The organism is Gillisella terrae (assembly GCF_004801395.1).
In the GTDB taxonomy this organism is placed as follows: Bacteria; Pseudomonadota; Alphaproteobacteria; order Rhizobiales; family Rhizobiaceae; genus Allorhizobium; species Allorhizobium terrae.
Window position 1 is genome coordinate 33,893 of the sequence record NZ_SSOA01000001.1, and the last position, 16,221, is coordinate 50,113.

A 16,221-nucleotide genomic window follows, 5' to 3' on the forward strand; every position below is an offset into this window, starting at 1 on the left:
TATCGCCCCCTTGAACGATGGGCTTTCGCCGCTTATAAGGACGCCAATTCCGAAAATGTAAGACGGCAGGGGTCCCATGGCTGGCCATTCACAGTTTAAAAACATCATGCATCGCAAGGGCAAGCAGGATGCTGTGCGCTCTAAAATGTTCTCCAAGCTTGCGCGTGAAATCACGGTTGCAGCCAAAACCGGCTTGCCCGATGTCAACATGAACGCGCGTTTGCGTCTGGCTGTTCAAAATGCCAAGGCGCAGTCCATGCCCAAGGATAATATTGAACGGGCGATCAAGAAGGCATCGGCAGCCGACGGCGAGAACTATGAAGAAATCCGCTACGAAGGCTATGGCCCCGGCGGTGTTGCCGTTATCGTTGAAGCCTTGACCGACAACCGTAACCGCACGGCCTCCAGCGTTCGCTCCACCTTTTCCAAGGCCGGTGGTGCGCTTGGCGAAACCGGCTCGGTGTCTTTCTCCTTCGATAAGGTTGGCGAAATCACCTATAAGGCCTCTGTTGGCGATGCCGATAAGGTGATGGAAGCGGCGATTGAAGCTGGCGCTGAAGATGTGACAAGCGACGAAGACGGTCACACCATCATCTGCGGCTTCGAAGACATCAACGAAGTGTCCAAGACGCTGGAAGGTGTTCTGGGCGAAGCCGAATCCGTCAAGGCCATCTGGCGGCCACAAAATACGGTGCCGGTGGATGAGGAAAAGGCGCAGTCGCTGATGAAGCTGATTGATACGCTGGAAGATGATGATGACGTGCAGAACGTCTATTCCAACTTCGAAATGTCTGACGAAGTAATGGCCAAGCTGTCGGCTTGATCGAATATAGTCTGATAAAAACCGGCGGTGAGAGATCACCGCCGTCAGACTGCTGACAAAACCTAAATTTATCCTCGACGTCATGCTCGGCCTTGTGCCGAGCATCTAACCACGTTTATTTCGTATTAAAAGTCAATTACTTGGCTGATCACGGCAGATCCTCGGGACAGGCCCGAGGATGACGAAACGTCGAGCAAGAGGTTTGTCAATAAGCTGACGGCGGTGAGAGATCACCGCCGTTTTTTTATTTGTGCTTTCGAAAAATTTTTAGGCCGCAACCTCGCGGGTGTTGGCAATCACGCCAATCAGATCATTGACGATGCGCTCGATCTGGCTGCGGTCGTCACCTTCAGCCATGACCCGAATGAGCGGCTCTGTGCCCGAAGGACGAATAACAAGGCGACCGTTTTTGGCAAGCTCGCTCTCGGCATCGGCAATCGCCTGGCGCACATAGCTGTCTTCCAGCGGCTTGCCGCCGGAAATGCGCACATTGCGCAACAGCTGCGGCACGGGCTCGAAGCGATTGCAGATCTCGCTTACGGTTTTACCCGTGCGCTTTACGGCAGCGAGAATTTGCAGTGCGGCAACAAGGCCATCGCCGGTGGTGCCGAAATCCGACATGACGATATGGCCGGATTGCTCACCACCAATGTTGAAACCATGCTGGCGCATATGCTCCACGACATAGCGGTCACCCACCTTGGTGCGCGCCAGTGTCAGGCCCTTGCCAGCCATAAAACGTTCCAGACCGAGATTGGACATCACGGTTGCGACAATGCCGCCACCACGCAAGGTCTGGTCATTGGCCCAGCTCTCGCCGATAACCGCCATCAATTGGTCACCATCAATCACCGTGCCGGTTTCATCGACAATGATCACCCGATCGGCATCGCCATCCAGTGCAATGCCAATATCGGCGCGCACTTCATGCACCTTCTTCTGCAAGGCGGCGGGGTGGGTGGAGCCGCATTCGAGATTGATATTCATACCGTTAGGCTCGTTGCCAATGGTGATCACCTCGGCACCCAATTCCCAAAGCGCAGTCGGTGCCACTTTATAGGCCGCACCATGGGCGCAATCGATGGCAATGCGCAATCCGTTCAGCGTCACATCGCGGGGCAGGGTGCGTTTGACAAATTCGATGTAGCGATAAATATCGCCATCCACACGCTTGGCACGGCCAATCTCATGAGCTTTGGCCAAGGGCAGGGGGGCTTCCTGATCCAGCAGCACTTCAATTTGCTGCTCCAACTCGTCCGACAGTTTAAAGCCGTCCGGGCCAAACAGCTTGATGCCATTGTCGGCAAAGGGATTGTGCGAGGCCGAAATCATCACGCCAATGTCGGCGCGAAGAGAGCGCGTCAGCATGGCAACGGCAGGGGTCGGGATCGGGCCGAGCAGAAACACATCAAGGCCTGCTGCGGTAAAACCGGCCACAAGCGCGTTTTCCAGCATATAGCCGGAAAGGCGGGTGTCTTTGCCGATCACCACGCGATGGCGATGCTGGCCACGACGAAAAATGGTGCCCACGGCAATGCCCACCTTCATGGCAATATCGGGCGTCATCGGAAACACGTTGGATTGGCCGCGAATACCATCGGTGCCGAAATAACGTCGTGTCATACTGTCTCCTGCGTTCTTCTGTGGCGATCAGATGCAATGGTGCATCGATCAGCGTCTGTTATCTCAGTCCTTGCCGGATGCGCTCTTATAATGTGGCGCATGCCAGATTGGACACGTGCGGCGGCAAGATTTGCACACCTGTTTCAAGTCTTGGCGGTGTCATGCCACAGATTATGGATTTGTTCACTTAAATTACCGTCAACATTGAATATATGCCGTTACCAATTCCCAACGGTTGCTCTTTTGATCGTTGCGTCCGGAAATGATGCAAAACGAAAGCCGCCCGATGAGGGGCGGCTTGTTTATTGTCGAAGAGATTGGCCTTAATGGGGCTGCGGCTCCAGATCGGTATCGGGTTCCTCGCCACCCTTGGGCGTGTCTTTCTTGCCTGTGGTTGGCACAGCGCTGCCGCGGACAGGGCCATCCTCACCGCTGTCGCGGGTTGGCTTGATGCCCTTGAGCAAGGCTTTGATTTCATCGCCTGACAGGGTTTCATATTCCAGCAGGCCTTCAGCCAGAATAACAAACTCGTCATGCTTCTCGGTCAGAATACGACGGGCTTCCGCATAGGCTTCTTCGATCAGGCGGCGAACTTCGGTGTCGATCTTCTGGGCTGTTGCCTCAGATACGTTCTTGGATTGCGATACCGAATGGCCAAGGAACACTTCCTGTTGGTTTTCACCATAGGCAACCTGACCAAGCACGTCAGAAAAGCCCCATTGGGTCACCATTGCGCGGGCAAGCTTGGTTGCCTGCTCAATATCCGATGATGCGCCCGATGTGATGTTTTCCTTGCCGAAGGTGATTTCCTCGGCAATACGGCCGCCCATCATGATCACCAGACGCGACACCATCCACTTATAGCTCATGGAATAGCGGTCGCCTTCCGGCAGCTGCATCACCATGCCAAGCGCGCGGCCACGCGGAATAATGGTGGCCTTGTGCAGCGGGTCAGCAACCGGCACGTTCAGCGCCGTAATCGCATGGCCAGCTTCATGATAAGCGGTCAGCTTCTTTTCGGCTTCGGTCATGGCAGACGAGCGACGCTCGGCACCCATCATGATCTTGTCCTTGGCATCTTCAAACTCGGCCATGGTCACCACGCGCTTGTTGCGACGGGCTGCCATCAGGGCTGCTTCGTTGACGAGGTTCATCAGATCCGCACCAGAGAAGCCGGGTGTGCCACGGGCCAGAACCTTGAGATCGACATTCGGAGCCAGCGGCACATTACGGGCATGCACCTTCAAAATGCGCTCACGACCGATGATGTCCGGGTTCGGCACCACAACCTGACGGTCGAAACGGCCTGGACGCAGAAGCGCAGGGTCAAGCACGTCGGGACGGTTGGTAGCGGCAATCAGGATAATGCCTTCATTGGCCTCAAAGCCGTCCATCTCCACCAGCAACTGGTTGAGGGTCTGTTCGCGCTCGTCGTTACCGCCGCCGAGACCTGCACCACGATGGCGACCAACCGCATCAATTTCGTCGATGAAGATGATGCAAGGCGCGTTCTTCTTGGCTTGTTCAAACATGTCGCGAACGCGGCTTGCACCGACGCCCACAAACATTTCCACGAAATCCGAGCCGGAAATGGTGAAGAACGGCACATTGGCTTCACCAGCGACCGAGCGGGCGAGAAGCGTCTTACCCGTGCCGGGAGGGCCAACCAGCAGAACGCCGCGTGGAATTTTACCACCCAGACGCTGGAATTTCTGCGGATCACGCAGGAATTCGACGATTTCTTCCAGATCCTGCTTGGCTTCATCAACGCCAGCCACATCGTCAAAGGTCACGCGACCATGCGCTTCGGTCAGCAGCTTGGCCTTGGACTTGCCAAAGCCCATGGCACCGCGCGAGCCGCCCTGCATCTGCCGCATGAAAAACAGCCAGACACCGAGAATCAGCAGCATGGGCAAAAGTGTGCCGATGTAGCTGAGGAAACCAGATGAGCCATCCGATTCAGGACGGGCCAGAATGGTGACATTCTTGGCCTGAAGTTTGTTCAGCAGGTTGTCATCAATCACAGGCGCGTAGGTCTGGAAGGAGGCGGCATTGTCAATATAGCTGCCCACAATGCGATTACCGGTAATGGTGACGTCACGCACGCTGCCAGAGTCAACCTTGCTCAAAAACTGCGAATAGGGGACCTCGCGTGAACTTGTTTGCGACGGCGACGTCTGGAACATGCTGAAAAGCGCCACCAGCAACAGTGCTATGATCGCCCACAGCGCGAGATTTCTAAAATTTGGGTTCATCGAACTCCCCAGAGAAAATGCCTGGCGCAATGCGGCGCCTTATTGTCAGACTATAACATAGGTTTCTGAAAGCGCCTTGCCAAGGACAAGCACGAAGCAACTCTCGTTTTCCGTCAATAAGATCTAAAAATCAGCGGGAAAAAATGGTTTTGCCGCGAAAAGATCGGCTAGAGCACATGCAAGAGGCCGCTCAAAGCCAGGCAGGAAGCCAAAGTATTGCGAAATGACGGGCTGGCAATCGGCGTCAAGGTGGCTGATGGCTGTCAGGGTATCGCCATTTTTGTAAAGTTGCGGCTGTGATTGCTGGCCCAATGCGACAATCGAGGCAGGCAGTTCTTTGCCATCCATCATCAGCCTCTGTGTGCTTGCCGTGACGCGCAATTCGGCCTTGAAAGAATTGTGGATCTGCCAGCGACCATCCCACACCGCAGTTTCATTCGGCGCGAGGGTGATGGCTTGATATCCACGCGCTTCCCGCACCAGCAAAAGCCCCTGCCGGTAGCGATGGGCAAGGCAGCGGCCAAGCGTGATGCGCGCGCCGCTTGGGCGTTGAAACAGCGCCAGCAATTGCAGGAGGGATTGCTCCCCCGGACCATGGCTTTGGCCGCCCACGGCTGCCACCAAAGCCTGTAGCGCATGGCGCAGCACCCGAGAATGGGCCTGCCATGCCGCTTGATCGATGGCGATCACGCCCGCCACTGGCCTGTGCACGTGAGCTTCAATGAGCTTTGCTGCCTGCCGGGAAAGCTCTTCGCGGCGCTCCTGACGTGGCAGATTGGGGTCATCGGCTGTTCTCAAATGCGCGCGCATACGGGCGCGCTCATAGTGGCTGTTGGTATTGGAAGGATCGTCCACCCAGCTGTGGCCTTGACGGGTGAGAAAATCGCGAATCATTTGCCGCCGACAGGACAACAGCGGGCGATAGATCCAGATCTGATTGCGATAAAGCACGCGATCTGCCATGCCCGACAGGCCGGGCGCATCTTCAGCGGCGTTGCGCTGTTTGCGCATGGCAATGGTTTCATGCTGGTCATCAAGTGTGTGGCCGGTGACAATTGCGTTGGCCCCAAGCGCTCTTGCGGCATCTGCCAGCAGTTCGTATCGCGCCTCGCGGGCGGCGGCGGAAATGCCCGTGGCGGGCTTTGGCCCGTCCCAGCGACGGATCAGATGGGCAATGCCCAATTGCGCGCAAAGACTGGCAACGCCTTGGGCTTCTGTTGCCGATTCCTCTCGCAATCCATGGTCAATGGTGGCCGCTGCCAGAGTGATGTGAGAATGCAGGTTTAGCTGTTGATGCAGCGCGATCAAAAGTCCTTTGGAATCACTGCCGCCGGAGATGGCAACAAGCAAGCGATACGGACCGGCAATCCTGTTTAAAAAACGCTCAATCGTGGCGTTCAATGTGTTATCAGAGGCGTCATCAAACGGCGCGAGATCGGCGGACATCATCCGCAGGCGAGGCGTTTTTGCTCGCTGGCAGATTTGCTTTGCACTGCCTTGGAGGCATCGGGATAGCGCTTGTTGACCTCGCGCAAGGTGGCGCAAGCGGTGTCTTTATTGCCCAGAGCGGCAAGCGACATACCAAGTTTCAGCAGAATTTCAGGCCCTTTGGAGGATTTTCCATGGGTCTGGTAGGCTTTCAAAAAGGTCTCGGCGGCGTCTTTATAGCGCTCTTGCGAATATTGGGCTTCGCCCAGCCAGAAGCTTGCATCCGCTGCCCGTGCACTTTTGGGATAGCGGGTAATATAATCCTTGAATTCACCTTCGGCTGCTTTGTAATCGCCCGACAGCACGTGGCTATAGGCAACCTGATAAAGGTCTTTTTCGCTGCCAACCGAAGCGGTGTCATTGGCAGTTGTGGGGGCAGTTGTGGGAGCCCCTCCGGCACCTGCGCGGCCTGCGCCATTATCGCCCGTTGTGCCATTCAGGGTCGCACCAATGGGATTGCCATTGCTATCCATATCGATGGAACCCAGCGTTGTCGGGCCGGGGGCATCATTATTGGCCTGACGAGAAGCCGCAGGCGGATTAGTCGTGGAACCATCAATAATTGCGCCGACATTATCAGTTGAAGATGGTTGCCGTGAGGCTACCGCCGGGCTGGATTGGCCCGGGGTGCTTGCGTCACTTCTTTTTTTTTCCAGCTCCTGGAATCGGAATTCATTATCCTGCTGCGCCTTGCGGATGGTTTCCTGCATCTGCAACAGCTGATAGCTCATATCCTCAATCCGGCCATTGAGCTGGCGGATTTCGTCTTCCAATTGCTGAATCTGAACCGTGTTATCGCTCGCCGCCTGTTGCACCTGTTGCACCGGCAAAGAATTTGTCGGCGTATATTGTGGTGCTTTATGACCGAAGAGCGAAAAGGCCATGGCGCTTTCGTTTGCTTGGGGGCCGAGCAGGGCTGCTAAACCAACCATCCCAGCCACGACAAGTCTCTTCATCGTTTGAATTCCCCTGTTGCGTTGCCCTTGGCATCGTAACGCATCTGCGCTTCGACACCCCCATTTCAAAATCGTCACAGCGCTGACGTTTCAAAAAAATCTGAAAAACACACTGTAACACTCTCTCCATGCTGCATGACTTTTGCCTTAAATCGATGCCGATGTAAGGAATTATGCAGGAGATTGCATTTTGCAAAGCACTCTTGCGTGAAAACACTGCCATTTTGCAAGTGAAGCTTTCTCTTGACATGCAAAAGGCAACGGAAGTTCGGCTAAAATGTGGAGAAAATAAAAGGGCGACCCGAGGGCCGCCCTTTTCATGGCAAATATTATCGTGCGCTTTTCGCTTACATGCCACCAAGAACGGTAACCGCACGGCGGTTCTGGTTCCAGCACGATGCGTCATCGCAAGCAGCAACAGGACGCTCTTTGCCGTAGGAGATGGTCTTGATACGGCTGGCAGGAATGCCCTTGGACACCAGGAAGGCCTTGGTCGCAGATGCACGGCGTGCACCCAATGCAAGGTTGTATTCGCGGGTGCCGCGCTCATCCGAGTGGCCTTCAACAGTGATTGGGTACTGCGAATAACGCTGCAACCATTGTGCCTGACGGGTCAGGGTCTGCTGGGCGTCGGCGCGGATCGACGAGCTGTCCGTGTCGAAGAAAATGCGGTCGCCGACGTTCACAGTGAAGTCCTGGGTCGAGCCGGGGGTCGATGCGCCACCGGCACCGTTCAGGCCAAGCTCCGAGGCGCTGTTGGGCAGGTTCTTCTTGGAAGCGCAACCAGCCAACGCCAATGTCAGGGTGAGGGCAACAATTGCGGGGTTGCTGGCGAGCTTCTGCATGCGGCTTACTGCCGGGTTCAAAGTGCGGCTCATCGCCGATCTCCTTGCGTGATGAATTAAGGTTGCCGAACGCTAACCAATAATGGTTACTCTTTTGACAATCCTTATGGTTAATTTTTTATGAATGATGTTGCAAGCGCGTGATGTGCAACCGCCGGGTCGAAACCCGGCGGCTGGCAGTTTACCTATTCCAGAAGAGGAGACCAGGCCGGGTCAGAGGCGTAGCCGGGTGTTTTGATGACCTGCTCGTTGTAGCCGGTCAGATCAATTGTGTGCAGTTGTGGGCCACCAGCGCCAGCTGCGTCTGCGAAATACATGATCACGCGGCCGTTCGGTGCCCAGGTCGGGCCTTCGTTATGGAAGCCTGTGGTCAGCAGGCGTTCGCCTGAGCCGTCGGTTTTCATCACGCCAATCGAGAATTTGCCACCTGCCTGCTTGGTAAAGGCAATCAGATCGCCACGCGGCGACCAGACCGGTGTGGAATAAGAGCCTTCACCAAAGGAAATGCGGGTCTGGCCTGAGCCGTCTGCGTTCATCACGTACAGTTGCTGACGGCCGCCACGGTCGCTTTCAAATACGATCCGCTTGCCATCTGGCGAGTAGGAGGGCGATGTATCGATCGCAGCCGTGCTGGTCAGGCGTGTGGTCGTGCGCGAGCGCAGGTCCATGGTGTAGATATTGGCATTGCCGCCTTCCTGAAGGCTCATGATCACGCGTTGGCCATCGGGCGAAAAGCGCGGTGCAAAGGTCATGCCGGGGAAATTGCCCACCACTTCACGCTGTCCTGTTTCCAGTTGCAGCAGGTAGACGCGGGGCTGGTTGCCCTCAAAAGACATGTAGGTGATTTCCTGCCGGTTCGGCGAGAAACGCGGTGTCAGCACGATATTGGCATTGTTGGTCAACATGCGCACGTTGGCACCATCCTGATCCATGATGGCCAGCTGCTGCTTGCGGGCCAGCTTTGTGCCGCTCTCAGACACAAACACGATGCGGGTGTCGAAATAGCCCTTTTCGCCGGTGATGCGCTCATAGATCGCGTCAGCAATGATATGGGCCACACGCCGCCAGTTTTCCGGCTGGGTATAAAACTGCTGGCCGCTCATCTGCTTGCCAGCGTAGGTATCCCAGAGGCGAAACTCGGCGCGCAAACGGCCATCCGCCTCCTGATTGATGCGGCCAACCACCAGAGCCTGCGCGTTGAGCACAGTCCAGTTCTGCATGTTGGGTTGCTGATCAGGATTGATGTTCTTATCAATGAAGGCAGCGTGATTGACCGGCGCAAACAGGCCAGAGCGCTTGAGATCGGCCTCGACAACGGCCGAAATCTGCGCACCAATGCCGTTCTTGGAGACAAAATCCGGTATGGCAATCGGCATGGGTGCCACATTGCCCTTGTTGATGTTGATCTCAACAAGCGCCATGGCCGGTGTCGAGAAGGTGCAGACCATGCCGGCTAGCACAATTAGTATACGTAGGAGTGGGAATGTTTTCATAGAGGAAAGCCTTTCAGCTCTTACATGAATTGGCTCGGGTCGAAATTCACGACAACCTCAGACCAGGCATCGTATTTATCGGCGGGCAGGTTCTTGAACGGGGCGGATTTCAAGATAGCGCGGCGTGCGCTACCAATCATAACTTGTTGCGACGACGGTGAGCCGCCGGTGGCGGTCACTTCTGGTTCACCAATGATGTTGCCGGATTCATCCAGCTTGAAATGGGCGCGAATCACCATGCCTTGCGTATCGGACATGCCAGCAATCACCGACCAGTTGTTCTGGATCTGGCCACGCAAGGCGTCCATTTCGCTTTGGCTCAAGGTGGAGCCGCCTGTGGTTTTCTTGCCGCCAAGGGCAGCCTGATCCTTGGAGCGCTTGGCTCCGCCGCCCGCAGCATCGGTCTTGTTCAAAAGGGCTGCGATTTCATCGGCATTGAAATCACTTTCCTTCGAGGCTTTCGCTTTCGCAGCCTGCTGGTTCTTATCGGCCTTTTTCACATCCGGCGCTTTGGCAGCTTCGGTCTTTGGCTTGGCTTCCGGCTCGGGCTTCGGCTTCATGCTCGGCAAAGGCACGCTTGAGGGCAGCGGAATGTCTTCCGCCTTCGCCACTTCCTGCGGCTTTTGCTCAGGCTTAGCCTCAGGTTTGGCTTCCGGCTTCACTTCGGGCTTGGGTGTCGGCTTTGGCTCTGCAAGCGGAATGGGGACGTCTTTGGGAACAGGAACGCTCTCCTTGGAAGGCGCAACAGCGGTCTCTTCCTTGGCAATTTCCTTGACATCGTTGTTTTCATTGTCCGGTGTCGGCTTGACCTGATCGACCTTTTCAGGAGCCGCGGCCACTTCTTCCTTTGACGGCCGTTTGTTGGGCGTCGGCGGCGTCTTCATGTCGACGTCGTTGTCGCCCATGTTTTCGGCATTTTCGACAACATTCGGCTTTTTGGTGGGCGTAGGCGCAGATTTCTCGCGCTTGGGGGCCTTTTTGTCGCCCTGCTGAATCTGGGTCAGCTCGGAAATTGGAACGAGTTCAACCGGCAGGGCTTCGACGTCGGCCACCTGCATCGGTTCTGGCGCATGCAGCGTCAGCAGCGCCAGTGCCAGCGCTGTTGCGTGTAAAATCGCGGATGTGACGATACTGCCTTTCATCGCGAAAGATCACTTGTCTTGTTGTGGCGCGGTCACAAGGCCGATATTCTTGTAGCCAGCGGAGGAAATCAGCGCCATGACTTTCATCACAGTGCCATAGGCAGTGGCGGTATCACCGCGCACATAGATGCGTTCATTGTAGCCGGTGGTGGCAATGGCTTGCAGCTTGGCAACCACTTCATCAACGGCAATGGGTGTTTCCTGAAGGAAAACCTCACCCTTGGCATTGACCGAAATGGTAATGGGCTGCGTGTCGGAATTCATGGCGCTTGCCTTGGTTTCCGGCAGATCAATTGGCACGCCCACGGTCATCATTGGTGCCGCCACCATGAAGATGATCAGCAGCACGAGCATAACGTCAACCAGAGGTGTGACGTTGATCTCGCTTACCAGACCCCGTTTGCCACCCCCGCGACGTCTTGATCCACGGCGACCACCGCCTCCGCCACCGCCACCACCTGCTGACATACCCATAAGATTATCCCCTTCGCCAGGCTGTTATTCTGCGGCCTGACGGGGCTGCAATTTTTCATCAATCTGGCGCGAAAGAATGCCGGAAAACTCGTCAGCAAAGCCCTCCATGCGGGACGAGAGCTTGGCTGCCTCACCAGAAAACTTATTGAAGGCAATAACCGCCGGGATAGCAGCAACAAGGCCAATGGCGGTTGCCAGAAGCGCTTCAGCAATACCGGGGGCCACAACCGCAAGATTGGTGGATTTGGAACCGGCAATGGCCTGGAAAGACGTCATGATACCGACAACGGTACCGAACAGGCCGATAAACGGACCGGCAGAGCCGATGGTTGCCAGCGAGCCAAGGCGAGCCTCAAAGGATTCTGCCTCGCGCGCCATGGTCACATCCATGGCCCGGTCGATACGCATTTGCAAACCGATGGGCGAGCGCGCGCCGCGCTCAAAGCTTTTTTTCCATTCGCGCATGGCGGCCACAAAAATGGCGGCAAGGCCCGAATTGTTGCGCTCGGCCAGACTGCGATAAAGCTCTTCCAAAGACTGACCAGACCAGAAGACCTGCTCAAACTGGCTGAACTGCCGACGTGCCTTGGCAAAGCTGATGTATTTGTCGATGACAATGGCCCATGTCCAGACAGATGCACCCAAAAGCCCGAGCATAACCAGTTTCACAATAAAGCCAGCCTGCATAAACAATGCCCAAAGGCTGACATCATGCGTCGCGGCTGCTAATCCTGCTTGTTCCATTGTTACCGTTCCTGAAATCCAACCGCCCGGACAAGATCGCTTGGCCGCGCAAACTCTCGTTTCCTCACCCTCATTGGTGACAAAGCGAGCTCATGCATGAAATCACCGCATAATTTTGTCTCAAGCTGATGTCAGCCCAAGTTTCATGCAGCAAAACTCTGTTGCAAAATGTGCGCGGACCCTGGCAATCTTTCCCCAAAGCACCCAAACTGCCTTTTCAACCGGAATTTTGGTCAAAGGAAGGCGTGCGGCGCACAAATCACCGCAGCGCCATTAAGACATCATTATCCTTAATGTTTGGTTATCAAGGGTGGCTTCCACATCAAGTTCTGTCGATTGTCTGGGCAATTGCGGCAGCCAATCAAGCGGGAAGCAGCGCGCACCTTGTTAAAGCGCAGTCGAGCCTAGGAATTTATCCGCGATTGTGTCGGGCAGGCGACGCGGACGGCCATGCTTGTTGATGACGGCAATCACCACTTTTGCATCAATCAATCGGCGATCTGCGGCATTGATGGTTTGACGCAGAACCATTTTGGCACCACCGGCCTTTTCGGTGATGGTTTCAATGGTCAAAATATCGTCCATGCGGGCCGGGCTTTTGAAATCCAGCTCCATGCGATGAACCACAAACACCAGTCCTTCTTCATCGGCGTCAATCAAATCACTTTGCTGGCAACCAAGGCAGCGCAGATAATCGGTGCGGCCGCGCTCCAGAAAATGTAAGTAACGTGCGTGATAGACCAGACCTGAAAAATCGGTGTCTTCATAATAGACCCGCTGGGTGAGGCGATGGCCACCGTCAATCAGGTGGCCGCTGAGCGAAAATGCGTCTGTCATGATCGGTCTTTCAATGGTGGAGATCGGCTTCTGTCCAGCCAAGGATTTGCATCACATCCACACGGTCTTCAAAATCATTGGTGGTAATAAATTCGTCGAGTTGTGGTGGTTTGACACTGGTTCCGGCCAGCATGGCATGGACCTGACCGCGATGGTGGGTCTGATGGTGTAAAAGGTGGAAAAGAAGATCATCGCAGCGTTCAATCTGCAATCGTGTGCCGCGATGCACGGTGATCTGGCTGGCAAGTGCCTCGGCTGTGAGGGCATCTGAGAAGCGTAAAAGCCGCTGATCCACAGCGGACTGGGCCTCGCGCAAAGCATTAATCGTGTCAAATGGCTCTTCAACGTCAAACGCCGCCAGACCCAGCGTGCCGCCTTCCAGGGCATCCACATAGAACCAGTCAACGATCAGAATGTGGTTGAGGGTTGCCTTGATGGAGGGAAAAAAGCTGACGCGCGGCGCTTCAAACTCGCCGGGTTGAAGCTGCGCACAGGCAGCCAGCAGCCGTGCATTTGCCAAGGCATTGTTGCGTGCCATCTTGCGAAAGATACGGCAGGGATCGAAGGTCATGATCGAGGTTCTCCTTCATCAACAATCAGGTGCTCAACACGCTCTGGCAAACGGCCCATAGAGCGGCCCAGAAAGGCTGGCCGAATATCAAAAGCCTTGAAGGCGGCTTCGGTGGCTGGCACCCAGCGAAACAGCACCTCCGCTGGTCCGTCTATCACCCGATGCACAATCTCATCCGTGTGGAAGGGCAAGGCGCGTTCGACTTGCAACAGATAATAGAAGCCAAGCTCGTGCGCTTTATAACCCTCATAGGAAAAGAAGCTCTCGACGGTCCAAAGCAGACGTTCAATCTTGACCGTGCGGTCAATCTCCTCCTGCATTTCACGGATGATGGTTTGTTCGCTGCTCTCGCCAATCTCGGCCCGCCCGCCCGGCAAGGCCCAGTAGCAATCATCCACACCCCTTTGCACCAGCAGATGATTGTCTTGAAAGATCAAGCCCGCTACGCGAAAGGAGAATAATTGCGGCTTTTTATCCAGCCGGATCATATGGCGCTGGTCGGTCATTTGTCGTCCAGATTTCCATCATGCCACACCAGATGGCGCACGGTTTGCGGAAGATTCTCAATCTCATCAGCGATAAAATAGGGTGGAATATCAAGTTTTTTCAAGGAATCCGGCGTGGCAGGCACCCATTTGAACTCCAGCGCGTTCTTGCCATCCTGAATGCGGTGGATGATCTCGCTCTCGTGAAACGCCAGTGTGTCAGGCAGATGCATCAGATAATAGAGGCCGAATTCATGCCAGTCACGACCTTCATAATGAAAGAAGTTTTCGACACTCCACAGCAGCCGATCCACTTTTGCTTTCAGCCCCAGCTCTTCCATCATTTCGCGCTGCAAGGTGTCAGCCGAGGCTTCGCCCACTTCCGCGCGTCCACCGGGAAAAGTCCAGAATTTTTCGTGGCTTGCACGATGCACCAGCACATGGCCGTTGCGAAAGGCAAGGCCCGCCACCCGCATTTGAAAGGTGCGGGTCTTTTGCTTGATACGGATGCGGTTATCCACGGTTTTAGCCAAGGTCGATCACCAAAATTTCAGGCGGCGAGCCAAAGCGCACCGGCGCAATAGAGCAGCCAAGGCCGCCAGAGACAATCAGGTTGCGGCCATCTTCCACTTTATGGCCATAGACGTAGCGCGAGCCAAAGCGCGATGGCACCACCGGCGTCCAGCCAAACAGATTGACCTGACCACCATGGGTATGGCCCGAGAGCGTCAACGACACGCGCTCCGGCACTTTCGGGAAAATATCGGGTTCATGAGCCAGCAGAATCACCGGCGCATCATCGGTAATTTGCGCCATTGTGCCGGGCAAATCGTCCAACCCGCGCTGGGTGTGGCGACCGGTGAGATAGGCCCATTGGTCTTCCAGTCCGGCAATCCAGAAGGGGTGTTCGTCTGTGCCAAGCTTTACGGCGGTGTTGGAATGCACCGTTATGCCTTCGGCGCGCAAAGCTTTATGGGCCACCGTTTCTTTCAGCCGCAGCTTTTGGGCCTCCGGGTCTTGCCACCAATCGTGGTTGCCAAAAATGGCGTGCACCCCATAGGGGGCTTTGAGGCGAGAAATGGCCTTGGCCCATTCTGCCGGTGGCACAACACCTGTCACCAACTTCATGCCCGACATATAATCGCCCAGCAGCACAATCACATCGCCGCCCAGCGTATTGGCATAATCGCAAATGCTGGCAATACGCTCGGCAGGCATCCACGGCTCGCAGGCGTGAAAATCGGCCAGCGCCACAATCCGCAATTTTTGGCCCTTGGGCCAATGGGGCGGGGTGAGCTTATACGGCGTTGCTTCAAGCCGCAGCAATGGCTCTACCGCACCGGCATAACCGCCGAGGGTCAGAATACCAGCCGCAGTGCCTGCCAGCAGTTTGAAAAAGGTCCGTCGTGTAATCACTCAGTCATCCTCAAGGGTGAGGCGAAATTGCGCGGCTTCCAAATCCTTCGGCGGCTGCAAGCCCAGATGTTTCCACGCGGTTGGGGTCAGAATACGGCCACGCGGGGTGCGCTGAATAAAACCCTGTTGAATCATATAGGGCTCGATAATGTCTTCAATCGCGTCACGCGGCTCGGACAGGCCAGCGGCGATGGTGTCAATGCCCACCGGCCCGCCAGCAAAATTCACCGCAATCATATTCAGATAGCGCGTGTCGAGCTGATCAAGACCCATATTGTCGACCAGCAGGCGGGTCAAAGCCTCGTCGGCGATCTCGCGGGTAACAGCTGGGGCGCGGGCCACTTCGGTAAAATCGCGCACCCGGCGCAAAAGCCGCCCGGCAATGCGCGGCGTGCCACGGGCGCGGCGGGCAATTTCGCGCGCGCCATCATCGGTCATGCCAAGGCCCATGAGGAGCGCACCGCGCCGCACGATCAATTCCAGCTCATCAACGGTGTAGAAAGACAGCCGCACCGGAATGCCAAAGCGGTCGCGCAGTGGCGTGGTCAGCAGGCCAATACGGGTGGTGGCAGCCACAAGGGTGAATTTCGACAGATCGATTTTCACCGACCGTGCCGAGGGGCCTTCGCCAATGATCAGATCGAGCTGAAAATCCTCCATGGCCGGATAGAGAATTTCTTCGACAGCCGGATTGAGCCGATGAATCTCATCGATAAACAGCACATCGCGCTCTTCCAGATTGGTCAAAAGAGCGGCCAGATCGCCCGCCTTGGCAATCACCGGGCCAGAGGTGGAGCGAAAGTTGACGCCCAGCTCCTTGGCCATGATTTGCGCAAGCGTGGTCTTGCCCAGCCCCGGAGGGCCAACGAACAACACATGGTCGAGCGCTTCGCCCCGGTTTTTGGCGGCTTCAATGAAGATTTTCAAGTTCGCGCGGGCCTCGGCTTGCCCGGTAAAATCATCCAGCGTCTGCGGACGCATGGTGGCATCAAAATCCTCACCCCGTTTGTCCGGCGAAATCAGGCGGGGTTCTTCGGTCATGCGGGACGTTCCAAGGGCTTATTCTTCC

General features: G+C 55.8%; 16 protein-coding genes. 1 reads left to right on the forward strand and 15 read right to left on the reverse strand.

All coding sequences use genetic code 11. The features are described 5' to 3' along the window. The first annotated feature begins 76 nt into the window (after positions 1-76). The gene (locus E6C51_RS00180; RefSeq protein ID WP_146932854.1) at positions 77-823 is read left to right on the forward strand and encodes a YebC/PmpR family DNA-binding transcriptional regulator; all 747 of its coding nucleotides are present in this window, start codon (positions 77-79) and stop codon (positions 821-823) included. 267 nt (positions 824-1,090) lie between these two features. Here E6C51_RS00180 and glmM read toward each other — a convergent pair whose 3' ends face one another. The 15 genes from glmM to ruvB form a co-directional block, all read right to left on the reverse strand. Then, a complete protein-coding gene (gene glmM / locus E6C51_RS00185) occupies positions 1,091-2,446 on the reverse strand; it encodes a phosphoglucosamine mutase (protein WP_190234631.1) in 1,356 nt (451 codons plus the stop codon). Between the two features lie 323 nt (positions 2,447-2,769). Then, entirely contained in the window at positions 2,770-4,701 is a 1,932-nt protein-coding gene (gene ftsH, locus E6C51_RS00190) for an ATP-dependent zinc metalloprotease FtsH (protein WP_190234632.1), read from the reverse strand. A 123-nt stretch (positions 4,702-4,824) separates the two neighbouring features. Beyond that, positions 4,825-6,147, reverse strand: a complete 1,323-nt coding sequence (gene tilS, locus E6C51_RS20300; protein ID WP_190234633.1) for a tRNA lysidine(34) synthetase TilS — start codon at positions 6,145-6,147, stop codon at positions 4,825-4,827. Next, on the reverse strand, positions 6,147-7,145 hold the full coding sequence (ybgF, locus tag E6C51_RS00200) for a tol-pal system protein YbgF (RefSeq protein WP_146932861.1): 999 nt from the start codon (positions 7,143-7,145) through the stop codon (positions 6,147-6,149). The genes tilS and ybgF overlap by 1 nt, the downstream gene beginning before the upstream one ends. Positions 7,146-7,492: 347 nt before the next feature. Then, the gene (gene pal / locus E6C51_RS00205) at positions 7,493-8,023 is read right to left on the reverse strand and encodes a peptidoglycan-associated lipoprotein Pal (RefSeq protein ID WP_146932863.1); all 531 of its coding nucleotides are present in this window, start codon (positions 8,021-8,023) and stop codon (positions 7,493-7,495) included. 152 nt (positions 8,024-8,175) lie between these two features. After that, entirely contained in the window at positions 8,176-9,483 is a 1,308-nt protein-coding gene (gene tolB / locus E6C51_RS00210; RefSeq protein ID WP_146932865.1) for a Tol-Pal system beta propeller repeat protein TolB, read from the reverse strand. Positions 9,484-9,503: 20 nt separating this feature from the next. Beyond that, entirely contained in the window at positions 9,504-10,625 is a 1,122-nt protein-coding gene (tolA, locus tag E6C51_RS00215) for a cell envelope integrity protein TolA (protein ID WP_190234634.1), read from the reverse strand. Positions 10,626-10,634: 9 nt separating this feature from the next. After that, positions 10,635-11,099 carry a protein TolR gene (gene tolR, locus E6C51_RS00220; protein WP_146932869.1) on the reverse strand — a complete coding sequence of 155 codons (465 nt, stop codon included), beginning with the start codon at positions 11,097-11,099 and terminating at the stop codon, positions 10,635-10,637. Between the two features lie 24 nt (positions 11,100-11,123). Then, positions 11,124-11,843: a protein TolQ gene (tolQ, locus tag E6C51_RS00225; protein WP_146932871.1), complete on the reverse strand. Its 720-nt coding sequence runs from the start codon at positions 11,841-11,843 to the stop codon at positions 11,124-11,126. 387 nt (positions 11,844-12,230) lie between these two features. After that, positions 12,231-12,680 carry a tol-pal system-associated acyl-CoA thioesterase gene (gene ybgC / locus E6C51_RS00230; RefSeq protein WP_146932873.1) on the reverse strand — a complete coding sequence of 150 codons (450 nt, stop codon included), beginning with the start codon at positions 12,678-12,680 and terminating at the stop codon, positions 12,231-12,233. Positions 12,681-12,690: 10 nt separating this feature from the next. After that, positions 12,691-13,254, reverse strand: a complete 564-nt coding sequence (locus tag E6C51_RS00235) for a DinB family protein (RefSeq protein ID WP_190235056.1) — start codon at positions 13,252-13,254, stop codon at positions 12,691-12,693. Beyond that, positions 13,248-13,757 carry an NUDIX hydrolase gene (locus E6C51_RS00240; protein WP_190234635.1) on the reverse strand — a complete coding sequence of 170 codons (510 nt, stop codon included), beginning with the start codon at positions 13,755-13,757 and terminating at the stop codon, positions 13,248-13,250. The genes E6C51_RS00235 and E6C51_RS00240 overlap by 7 nt, the downstream gene beginning before the upstream one ends. After that, positions 13,754-14,212 (reverse strand): NUDIX hydrolase, encoded by a 459-nt coding sequence (locus E6C51_RS00245; protein WP_190235057.1) that lies wholly within the window; start codon positions 14,210-14,212, stop codon positions 13,754-13,756. The genes E6C51_RS00240 and E6C51_RS00245 overlap by 4 nt, the downstream gene beginning before the upstream one ends. A 49-nt stretch (positions 14,213-14,261) precedes the next feature. Beyond that, on the reverse strand, positions 14,262-15,152 hold the full coding sequence (locus E6C51_RS00250; protein WP_190234636.1) for a metallophosphoesterase: 891 nt from the start codon (positions 15,150-15,152) through the stop codon (positions 14,262-14,264). Then, a complete protein-coding gene (gene ruvB / locus E6C51_RS00255; RefSeq protein WP_190234637.1) occupies positions 15,153-16,193 on the reverse strand; it encodes a Holliday junction branch migration DNA helicase RuvB in 1,041 nt (346 codons plus the stop codon). Between the last annotated feature and the right edge of the window lie 28 nt (positions 16,194-16,221).

What these genes read in the sequence shown, in the direction of transcription:
- tolB (WP_146932865.1), bottom strand. Translation starts at nt 9,483, where the DNA reads ATGAAAACATTCCCACTCCTACGTATACTAATTGTGCTAGCCGGCATG.
- glmM (WP_190234631.1), bottom strand. Translation starts at nt 2,446, where the DNA reads ATGACACGACGTTATTTCGGCACCGATGGTATTCGCGGCCAATCCAAC.
- ybgC (WP_146932873.1), bottom strand. Translation starts at nt 12,680, where the DNA reads ATGACAGACGCATTTTCGCTCAGCGGCCACCTGATTGACGGTGGCCAT.
- E6C51_RS00180 (WP_146932854.1), top strand. Translation starts at nt 77, where the DNA reads ATGGCTGGCCATTCACAGTTTAAAAACATCATGCATCGCAAGGGCAAG.
- tilS (WP_190234633.1), bottom strand. Translation starts at nt 6,147, where the DNA reads ATGTCCGCCGATCTCGCGCCGTTTGATGACGCCTCTGATAACACATTG.
- E6C51_RS00240 (WP_190234635.1), bottom strand. Translation starts at nt 13,757, where the DNA reads ATGACCGACCAGCGCCATATGATCCGGCTGGATAAAAAGCCGCAATTA.
- tolA (WP_190234634.1), bottom strand. Translation starts at nt 10,625, where the DNA reads ATGAAAGGCAGTATCGTCACATCCGCGATTTTACACGCAACAGCGCTG.
- ybgF (WP_146932861.1), bottom strand. Translation starts at nt 7,145, where the DNA reads ATGAAGAGACTTGTCGTGGCTGGGATGGTTGGTTTAGCAGCCCTGCTC.
- ruvB (WP_190234637.1), bottom strand. Translation starts at nt 16,193, where the DNA reads ATGACCGAAGAACCCCGCCTGATTTCGCCGGACAAACGGGGTGAGGAT.
- tolR (WP_146932869.1), bottom strand. Translation starts at nt 11,099, where the DNA reads ATGGGTATGTCAGCAGGTGGTGGCGGTGGCGGAGGCGGTGGTCGCCGT.
- E6C51_RS00245 (WP_190235057.1), bottom strand. Translation starts at nt 14,212, where the DNA reads ATGCGGGTGGCGGGCCTTGCCTTTCGCAACGGCCATGTGCTGGTGCAT.
- tolQ (WP_146932871.1), bottom strand. Translation starts at nt 11,843, where the DNA reads ATGGAACAAGCAGGATTAGCAGCCGCGACGCATGATGTCAGCCTTTGG.
- pal (WP_146932863.1), bottom strand. Translation starts at nt 8,023, where the DNA reads ATGAGCCGCACTTTGAACCCGGCAGTAAGCCGCATGCAGAAGCTCGCC.
- ftsH (WP_190234632.1), bottom strand. Translation starts at nt 4,701, where the DNA reads ATGAACCCAAATTTTAGAAATCTCGCGCTGTGGGCGATCATAGCACTG.